8 protein-coding genes are annotated in these 9669 nt (G+C 70.1%); 3 read left to right on the forward strand and 5 right to left on the reverse strand.

The features are described 5' to 3' along the window. Positions 1-172: 172 nt before the first annotated feature. The 3 genes from leuA to IEY61_RS30435 form a co-directional block, all read right to left on the reverse strand. On the reverse strand, positions 173-1951 hold the full coding sequence (gene leuA / locus IEY61_RS30425; protein ID WP_373293248.1) for a 2-isopropylmalate synthase: 1779 nt from the start codon (positions 1949-1951) through the stop codon (positions 173-175). 215 nt (positions 1952-2166) lie between these two features. After that, positions 2167-2715: a nitroreductase family protein gene (locus IEY61_RS30430; RefSeq protein ID WP_189050716.1), complete on the reverse strand. Its 549-nt coding sequence runs from the start codon at positions 2713-2715 to the stop codon at positions 2167-2169. A gap of 84 nt (positions 2716-2799) precedes the next feature. Then, on the reverse strand, positions 2800-3648 hold the full coding sequence (locus IEY61_RS30435) for a hypothetical protein (protein ID WP_229706614.1): 849 nt from the start codon (positions 3646-3648) through the stop codon (positions 2800-2802). Between the two features lie 220 nt (positions 3649-3868). Between IEY61_RS30435 and IEY61_RS30440 the strand changes: the two genes are divergently transcribed. Together IEY61_RS30440 and IEY61_RS30445 are read left to right on the forward strand one after the other, a co-directional pair. Continuing rightward, positions 3869-5134 (forward strand): aspartate kinase, encoded by a 1266-nt coding sequence (locus IEY61_RS30440; RefSeq protein ID WP_189050718.1) that lies wholly within the window; start codon positions 3869-3871, stop codon positions 5132-5134. Between the two features lie 5 nt (positions 5135-5139). Beyond that, positions 5140-6198, forward strand: a complete 1059-nt coding sequence (locus IEY61_RS30445) for an aspartate-semialdehyde dehydrogenase (protein WP_189050726.1) — start codon at positions 5140-5142, stop codon at positions 6196-6198. 28 nt (positions 6199-6226) lie between these two features. On the opposite strand, the gene IEY61_RS30450 is transcribed toward IEY61_RS30445, so the two are convergent. Then, a complete protein-coding gene (locus IEY61_RS30450) occupies positions 6227-7645 on the reverse strand; it encodes a sensor domain-containing diguanylate cyclase (RefSeq protein ID WP_189050735.1) in 1419 nt (472 codons plus the stop codon). Positions 7646-7815: 170 nt separating this feature from the next. Here IEY61_RS30450 and IEY61_RS30455 point away from each other — a divergent pair, with 170 nt between their 5' ends. Continuing rightward, positions 7816-8595: a phosphodiesterase gene (locus tag IEY61_RS30455; protein ID WP_189050737.1), complete on the forward strand. Its 780-nt coding sequence runs from the start codon at positions 7816-7818 to the stop codon at positions 8593-8595. An 18-nt stretch (positions 8596-8613) separates the two neighbouring features. Here IEY61_RS30455 and IEY61_RS30460 read toward each other — a convergent pair whose 3' ends face one another. Next, positions 8614-9219, reverse strand: a complete 606-nt coding sequence (locus IEY61_RS30460; protein WP_189050739.1) for a hypothetical protein — start codon at positions 9217-9219, stop codon at positions 8614-8616. Positions 9220-9669: the final 450 nt, after the last annotated feature.

Consider the following 9669-nt stretch of genomic DNA (forward strand, 5'->3'; position numbering starts at 1 on the left):
CTGCCACGCCGCCACCGCCCGCCGACGCAGATCCTCTTGCGCCTGCTGGGAAAGCCGCCTCGCATCGGTCACCGCAACATCCATACACACTCAACGATCACGGGATGTTTGAGTTACCCGTCAATAAAAAGGGGCCCTTCCTATGCACGAGGCGTTAATAAGGTGCCCTTCCTTACCCCTCAGCGCGGTTGATGGCGCTGGTGACGGCCTTGATGGAGGCGGTGACGATGTTGGCGTCCACGCCGACACCCCAGACCGTGCGGTCGCCGACCTGGCACTCGACGTATGCGGCGGCCTGGGCGTCGCCGCCGGAGGAGAGCGCGTGCTCGTGGTAGTCGAGCACCCGGACGTTCGTGCCCGCGGAGGCGAGGGCGTTGACGTACGCGTCGATGGGGCCGTTGCCGATCGCGGTGATGGACCGGGACTCGCCCGCGACACCGACCTGTGCGGTGATGTCGACCTTGCCGTCGGTGGTGCCGATGGTGTAGTCGGTCAGGGTGATCGCCGGGTCGGTCTGGTGGTCGAGCAGGTAGTGGCGGGCGAAGATCTGCCACATGGTGGCCGGGTCGACCTCGCCACCGTCGTGATCGGTGACCTGCTGGACCACGCCGGAGAACTCGATCTGGAGCCGGCGGGGCAGGTCGAACTGGTGCTCGGTCTTCATGATGTACGCGACACCGCCCTTGCCGGACTGCGAGTTGACCCGGATCACCGCCTCGTAGCTGCGGCCCAGGTCCTTCGGGTCGATCGGCAGATAGGGCACCGCCCAGGTGTGCTCGTCGACGGGTACGCCGGCCGCGGCCGCGTCGGCGGCCAGCGCGGTGAAGCCCTTGTTGATGGCGTCCTGGTGGGAGCCGGAGAAAGCGGTGTAGACCAGGTCGCCGGCGTACGGGTGGCGTTCGTGCACGGGCAACTGGTTGCAGTACTCGACGGCCCGCCTGATCTCGTCGATGTTCGAGAAGTCGATCATCGGGTCGATGCCCTGGGAGAAGAGGTTCAGGCCCAGCGTCACCAGGTCGACGTTGCCGGTGCGCTCGCCGTTGCCGAACAGGCAGCCCTCGATGCGGTCCGCGCCGGCCAGCAGCCCGAGTTCGGCGGCGGCGACCCCGGTGCCGCGGTCGTTGTGGGGGTGCAGGCTGAGGACCAGGCTGTCGCGGCGGGGCAGGTGCCGGTGCATCCACTCGATCGAGTCGGCGTACACGTTCGGCGTGGCCATCTCGACGGTGGCCGGCAGGTTGAGGATCAGCTTGCGGTCCGGGGTCGGGTCGACGACCTCGATGACCTTCGCGCAGACCTCCAACGCGTACTCCAGTTCGGTGCCGGTGTACGACTCGGGGGAGTACTCGTAGTGGATGTCGGTGTCCGGGGTGTGGATCTCGGCGTACTTCTGGCAGAGCCGGGCGCCGGTGGTGGCGATGTCGGCGATGCCGTCGCGGTCCAGCCCGAACACCACCCGCCGCTGCAGCGCGGAGGTGGAGTTGTAGAAGTGCACGATCGCCCGATGCGCCCCGCGCAGTGACTCGAAGGTCCGGTCGATCAGGTGCTCCCGGCACTGCGTCAGCACCTGGATCGTCACATCGTCGGGGATCAGGTCCTGCTCGATCAGCTGCCGGACGAAGTCGTAGTCGGTTTGACTGGCCGACGGGAAACCGACCTCGATCTCCTTGTAACCCATCTGCACCAGCAGCTGGAACATCCGGCGCTTACGCTCCGGCGACATCGGGTCGATCAACGCCTGATTACCGTCACGCAGGTCGACCGCACACCAACGCGGCGCCACCTCCACCTGCCGGGTAGGCCACACACGGTCCGGCAAGTCGATCCGGAACTGCTGCTGATACGGCTGATAACGGCGAAACGGCATCCCACTGGGACGCTGCCGGGCGATGGGATCGGACTCAACATCGGTGGTGCCGGCTGGGTGAGCCATGGCGAATTCTCCTGTGGTCATGTGACGTCAGCAGTGGTTCGGCAGTGGTGCCGAGCGGAAGGATCCGGGACGGTGCTGGCGGCGCGGTTCGACTCCGCGACGAGGTGCCGGCCGTCAGGCCTCGTCGCGGCGACCAAGGAGGAGGTACGCCTGCCACATGACAGGGTGACCCTACGTGATGGGATGGGTTCCGGAAAGCCAGGTCCGAAATTTGAGACGGATTTCGCACCCTTCGGTCACTGCTTCACATCCACGCAGCTCAGCACGAGTTCGTCCAGTGGTCGGCGGTGACGTAACGCCGTTTCGTCGGCCACCAGGTCGGCCGGGAGGCTCAGCGGATCGCCCAGTTGCCCGACCGCCATCACCACGTACGGTTGCAGATTTTCGGGCAGGTCGAGGTCGGCGGCCAGGCCGGCGTGGTCCAGGTCGGTCACCTGGCGTACGTGCAGGCCGAGTGCGGTGGCCTGCACGGTCAGGTGGGCCACCGCCTGGCCCAGGTCGTAGGTGGCGAACGGGTGACCGACCCGGGGGTGCGCGGCGAGCAGCAGGATGCTGGCCCGGCCGGCCCAGCGCTGATCGGCGGGGGGCAGGTTGACCAGGATCCGTTTGAAGGTGTCGTCGTCGCGATGCCCGAGCGCGAACCGCCAGGGTTGCCGGTTGTCGATCGAGGGCGCCCACCGGGCCGCCTCCAACAGCGTCGCCGCCTCGGACCGGGCCAGTTCGGCCCCCGGATCGAAGGACCGCGGGCTCCAGCGGAAGGCAAGCAGCGGGGTGAGGTCCGTCATGCCGCAAAGCATCCTGTATGGGCGATTTGCCGACCCGGTCGGGGTGCCGAGGTGTGGGCAACGACACCCGTAACGGGACCCTTCTCAGGGCGTTTGCGTGTCGCCGTCCCCCGGTGGCGCCTGATCGTCGGGCACGTCGGCCGGTGAACCGGGCTCGACGGGCGGTGCGGTCATGTCGAGCGGCTCTCCCTCGGTCACCGCCCCGGCCAGTTGCACCGTGGCCGGGGCGGGTTCCGGCGGTGCGGCCAGCGTCAGCGTGCCGAACGCGGCGCGTACGGCGGTCGGGGTGCCGTCGGCGTCGAAGCAGTAGATCCCCACGTCCAGCGGCGGGTTGATGGACGCTGCGGTGGTTTCCACCGAGTAGCAGGCACCGGTCGCCCCGGGCGGCGCCGCGGCGGGTGAGACGGACAGCGGGGCACGTCGGTCGGTCAGTACGTCCAGCCAGTCGGTGAACGGATGCTGCACCCGGGGGTCGAGGCGGCGTGGCAGGGTGTCGTCCCGTTCTCCGAGGCGTACGCAACCCGCCGGCTCCGGCCGGGTCGCCGAGGGCAGCGCGCACTGGAAGAGTCCGTCGGCCGTCGCGGCGAGGGAGATGTCCGCCGCACCGCCGAGCGCACCGCCCGGCACGTCCACCCGCCAACTGCCGTCGTTGCCGCTGGTCACCGTGATCAGGCGATCGGTGGCCCCGTCGACCCGCAACGTGTAGCGGGCGACCAGATGCCGGTCCTGGGCGGCGGCGGCGAGGGCTGCCAACTCGTCGCGGGCCGCGTTCATCCCCCCCGGCCGGGGGGCGCTGTTCGATGTCGGCGGCGGCTCGGCGGGTGGGTCGGCGGAGCAGCCGGCGAACAGGAGGGACAGGGTGAGCAGGAGCGGGACAGCCAGGGCGGGCGCGGGTGAGGCGGGCCGGCGCCGGACGGGACGGTGGTCGTACACCCGGCCATTCTCGGCGTTGTGGGTCGCCTCCGGACACCCCTCGGGAAACGTCGACGTTTCCGGCGTGTCGCAGGCCGCTCCGTTTCTCGCGGGCCGGATCGTGGGATCACCTGACCCGGCGGTCAGACCGGCCCGATACCCTGAGGTCGTCCGACCCGCGCCGCCGGCCCCGGTGCCGGCGGCGTCGGCACGCTCAGGCAACCGGGAGGGAGTGCACTTCGTGGCACTCGTGGTGCAGAAATACGGCGGATCCTCCGTCGCCACCGCCGAGCGGATCAAGCGGGTGGCCGAGCGGATCGTCGCGGCCCGCAAGGGCGGCGACGACGTGGTGGTCGTGGTCTCGGCGATGGGCGACACCACCGATGAGCTGCTCGACCTGGCCAACCAGGTCAGCCCGCTGCCGCCCGGTCGAGAGCTGGACATGCTGCTCACCGCCGGGGAGCGGATCTCCATGGCGCTGCTCGCCATGGCGATCCACAACCTGGGGTACGAAGCCCGCTCGTTCACCGGTTCGCAGGCGGGCGTGATAACCACCTCGGTGCACGGCAGGGCGCGGATCATGGACGTCACCCCGGGGCGGCTCAAGGGCGCGCTGGACGAGGGTGCGGTGGTCATCGTCGCCGGCTTCCAGGGCGTCTCGCAGGACACCAAGGACGTCACCACCCTGGGTCGTGGTGGTTCGGACACCACCGCGGTGGCGCTGGCCGCCGCGCTCCAAGCGGACGTGTGCGAGATCTACACCGACGTGGACGGGATTTTCACCGCCGACCCGCGGATCGTCCCGAATGCCCGGCACATCAAGCAGATCACCTACGAGGAGATGCTTGAGCTGGCCGCCTGCGGCGCGAAGGTGCTGCACCTGCGCAGCGTGGAATACGCCCGCCGGGCGGAGTTGCCGATTCACGTCCGCTCGTCATACTCGACCAACACCGGCACCATGGTCATCGGATCGATGGAGGACCTTCCTGTGGAGCAAGCACTGATCACCGGGGTGGCTCACGACCGCAGCGAGGCCAAGATCACCATCGTCGGGGTGCCCGACGAGCCGGGCGCCGCGGCGCGGATCTTCGAGACCGCCGCAGGCGCCGAGATCAACATCGACATGATCGTGCAGAACGTCTCCACCGAGGGCACCGGCCGCACGGACATCTCCTTCACCCTGCCGAAGACCGACGGCCCCACCGCGATGAGTGCGCTCAGCAAGATCCAGGAGACGGTCAACTTCAAGGGCCTGCTCTACGACGACCATGTCGGCAAGGTCTCGCTGATCGGCGCCGGGATGCGGTCGCACCCGGGGGTGGCCGCCGGTTTCTTCGCCGCGCTGGGTCAGGCCGGCGTGAACATCGAAATGATCTCCACCTCGGAGATCCGGGTATCCGTGGTCTGCCGCGACTCCGACCTCGACGCGGCGGTCAGCGCCATCCACGAGGCGTTCGACCTCGGTGGCGACGGCGAAGCCGTGGTGTACGCGGGGACCGGGCGGTAGCCCGGGTGGCCCGGCTGCCCACCCTGGCCGTGGTCGGGGCGACGGGGGCCGTCGGCACGGTGATGTGTGAGCTGCTCACCGGGCGTCGCAATGTTTGGGGCGAGATCCGGCTGCTCGCCTCCGAGCGCTCCGTCGGGCGACAGGTGCGGTGCCGGGGCGAGGAACTGGTCGTCCAGGCGTTGACCGAGGACGCCCTCGACGGGGTGGACGTCGCCGTGTTCGACGTCCCGGACGAGGTCGCGCGACACTGGGCACCGATCGCGGTGCGCCGGGGCGCGGTCGTGGTGGACAACTCGGCTGCCTTCCGGATGGACCGGGACGTCCCCCTGGTGGTGCCGGAGATCAACCCCGAGCAGGTGGGGGAGCGCCCGCGCGGCATCGTCGCCAGCGCGAACTGCACCACCCTCGCGATGATCATTGCGGTGGCCCCGCTGCATTACGAGTACGGCCTGCGTGAGCTGGTGCTCGCCTCGTACCAGGCGGTCTCCGGAGCGGGTCAGGCCGGCGCGGACACCCTGCACGACCAGTTGACCAAGGTGGCCGGCGACCGGATGCTCGGCGCGCGCACCGGCGACGTGCGGCAGGCGGTCGGTGACGACCTCGGCCCGTTCCCCGCCCCGCTGGCTCTCAACGTGGTGCCGTGGGCGGGCTCGCTGGCCGACGACGGCTGGTCCTCCGAGGAGATGAAGCTACGCGACGAGTCGCGCAAGATTCTCGGGATGCCCGACCTCAAGGTCTCCGCCACCTGCGTACGGGTGCCGGTGTTGACCGGACATTCGGTCGCCGTGCACGCCGTCTTCGCCACCGAGATCGACGTCGACGGTGCCCGTGCGGTGTTGCAGAACGCACCCGGGGTGATCGTGGTCGACGACCCGGCGGCCGGCGAGTTCCCGATGCCCATCGACGCGGTCGGCACGGATCCGTCCTGGGTCGGCCGGATCCGGCGCACCCTCGACGACCCCCGTGCACTCACCTTCTTCGTCACCGGCGACAACCTCCGCAAGGGCGCCGCCCTCAACACCATCCAGGTCGCCGAACTCCTCGCCAAGAACCTCACCCCGTGACCTGACCCCCTGATCAACGACGGCGAGGTCAGGCGGCGGAGAGGCGGACGCCGTCGCGGCCCTGGCGTTTGACGGCGTAGAGCGCCTGGTCGGCGCGGCGCAGGGTCAGCTCGGGCGACTCGCCCGGCCGGGGGAGCGCGACGCCGACGCTGATCGTACGGCCGATCCGGCGGGCCGCCTCGGCGAGCCGTTCGGCGACCCGGACGGCCTCATCGGGCCGGCTCACCTCGATCACCGCGACGAACTCGTCGCCGCCGATCCGGTACAGCTCGTCTCCCTGGCGCAGTGCACCCTCCAGGGCCCGGGCCAGACCGATGAGCACCCGGTCACCCGCCTGATGGCCGTACGTGTCGTTGACGCGCTTGAAGCCGTCCACGTCGATCGCCAGCAGCGCGGTGCGTCCCGGGGTCGCGTGCGCGATCCGCTGCCCGAACGGGCCGGTGTGCCGCAGCCCGGTGAGCGGATCGGAGCTGGCCTGTTCGCGGAGCCGGTCCAGGGTGCGCAGCCGGTCCAGGCAGCTCCACGCCTGGCCGGCGAGCAGCTCCATCAGGTTGACCGTGGCGGGATCCGGTCGCCGCAGCCGCTCGTCGGCGACCAGCAGCACCCCGCCGTCGCCGGCCGGGCCGACCGGCACCGCCACCAGCGTGCGTACGCCGGCCCGGACCAGTGGCTCGTGCTCGACGGTGGGCGGATGGCCGGACTCGCCGAGGGTGTAACCGGCGCCGTACCGGTGAACCCGCTCGACGATCCGCCGCAGCGCCTGCGGCCCCGCCTCGGTCAACTCGGCGCGTATCCGGGTTTCCAACTCGCCGGGAGCCACCGGCGGGGTGGCGAGTCGCGGGTCGCCGCGGCCACCGACCACCAGGACGGCTGCGGCCAGGGCCGACACGTCCCGGGCGGCCCGGATCGCGGCGGAGAGCAGTTCCCGCTCGCTGCTGGCGGCGGCCATCGCCGCGGCGTGCCGCAGCAGCTTCTCGCCGCGACCCTCGGTTGGGCCGCCGAGCGCCACGATCCGGGCACCGAGGCGAGCGGCGACCCGCTCGGCGGTGGCCCGCCACGATGTGAGGTCGGCCGGGTCGGTCCACTGCAGGTCGAGTACGCCGACCGGACGGCCCGCCGGGTCCAGCACCGGTACGCACACCTCGGCGATGACGTCGGGGCGTACCGGTATGTGGTCGGGGTCGGCGGTGACGTCCGGGACGACGGCCGACCGGCCCGCGGTGTGCACCCGGCCGACGATCCCGGCGTCCGGTGCGACGGTGGCGAAAACCTGCCAGGAACCGGTGGCGGCGACGCACCGCAGCCGGCCGTTCACGTGCAGCAGAACGGCGATGGTCGCGGGCGTGAACCGGGCGAGGGCGTCGACCGTCGTCTGGCACACCTCGGCCACGGTCGAGGCCAGGGGCAGGCGGGCCGTGACGCCACGGACGATTCGCTGGTGATCCACTTGCACGTCGTTCCAGGTCGGGGGTGGTCCCGGCCGGTGCCGGGGCGCTGATCAAGCGTACTCAGGCGCCGGGTCGGGCGACCTTCGTACACATGTGCTATCCACAGGTTGTGGACGACGTCCCCGCTGGACACCGTCTAGCGTGGGAATCCGTTACGAGCGGAGGCCCGATGCTCATCGCCCACCTCAGTGATCCGCACCTGACCACCGGCGTGCTCGGTGCCGAGCCGGCCGCCGGGCTGCACCGCGCGCTCGGCCGGGTGCTGGCGCTGAATCCGCGTCCGGACTGCGTGGTGATCACGGGTGACCTGGCCGACCACGGCCGCCCCGACGAGTACGCCGTGCTGCGTGAGGTGATCGGCCGGTTCCCGCTGCCGGTGCACCTCGTCACCGGCAACCACGACGATCGGGAGTCACTGCTGGACGCCTTCGGTGGCACACCGTGGCTGGGTGGCGGCTTCTCCGCGTACTACCAGGTTGATCACCCGGAGGTGACCCTGGTGGTGCTCGACTCCCTCGTGCCCGGCACGGACGGCGGGCAGCTCGGCGACGAGCAGCTCGCCTGGCTCGACCGGGTGCTGGCCACGCGGCCCGAGCTGCCGGCCGTCATCTGCCTGCACCACCCGCCCGTCGAGGTCGGTATCCCGGCGATGGACGCGATCCGACTCGCCGACGGCGACGCGCTCGGCGAGGTGCTCCGACGGCACCCGCACGTGGTACGCGTCGCCGCCGGCCACCTGCACCGGCCGGTGACCGCCGCCTTCGCCGGTACGGTACTCACCGTAGCGCCGAGCACCTGGCGACAGGTCGCGCTGACCATGCGCGACGACGAACTGGTCGACTGGGTCGCCGAGCCCACCGCGCTGTTGCTGCACCGGCTGACCGGCGGCGGATGCGTCACCCACACCGTGCAGGTCAGCCACACCGCCGGACCGACCCGCGGGTTCTGATCCGACCCCGGGCCGGGCTCAGGGTGCTTCGGGGGCGGCCGCCGGGATGAGCCGCTCCGCGACCGCAGTGGGCTGCCGGCGACCTCGCCGCACCCGAATCATCTCGATCAGGCGGGAACTCCAGCCGAAGATCAGTAGGAGCAGCATTCCTGCGCTGAGCGCCCACGCGGCCAAATCGATCCAACTGTCCATGCTTGGCAGTGTGAAGGCCAGAGCGAGGGTCGACACGCCGGGGAAAATGAGTCCCATGGCTATGGCCTGGCCTAAATGCCCGTTGTGTTTCCGTTGCCGGTAATACGTCTCCCAGCCGAACAGGGTTTCGTCGCCGGTGTGCCTGGCGATGGCTGGTCGCAACACCTGTTCGAGGTACTGCCCGGCGATGCGACCGTCGCGGTACTGCGCGGCAACGCTCAGGCCGAGCGCGGCGCTGAGCACCGGAAGCAGCAGGAGTAGCCGGACGTCCGCCTTTTCGGAGAGAACAATGCCGGCGACTGCCGCTACTGCGGTCAGGTTCAGCCCGACCAAGTTCTGGTTGTAGTTGGCCTTGCGTTCGATCGTGGATCTGATGGCGGCGGCCTCGGCGAGCGCCGCCTGCAGCGCCCGGTTCCGGGTCTCCTCGTTCATCGGCCAGTCTCCTCCCCACGGCACCCCTCCGGTGTATCAGTCTCCCTCAATGACCGGTTGAGGCGTGGCCGCCGGCGTCCGGCCATCTGGTCCATGGTGGGCGTCAAATGCGTAGCGCTCGATCACCCATCGGCCAGTTTTCCCGAACCGGTGCGTCCGGAGCGGTCGCCAGGTTGGGGCCAGCCGGATGCCGTTGGGCGGCCGCGCGGCCGTAATTGGTGACGCGGCGGTTGTGGGCGTTCACGTTTCTGACTCGCATCGTTAATCTCGCTCCGTCACGCGTCGGCGTGACGAATCTGTCGCCGAATTCTCGGCGCCTTCAGTGACGTGATCTCAACAAGGATCCGGTAGGTATCGGTATTCGAAATGTGTGAGGTGGAGAGCGGCGCGGACGATGTTGCCGACTTGTCGTGGGCTGGCTGTGCTGTGACGCAGGGTCCGCCAGCGGCC

The sequence above is a fragment of the Micromonospora sonchi genome, assembly GCF_014646235.1.
GTDB lineage: Bacteria > Actinomycetota > Actinomycetes > Mycobacteriales > Micromonosporaceae > Micromonospora > Micromonospora sonchi.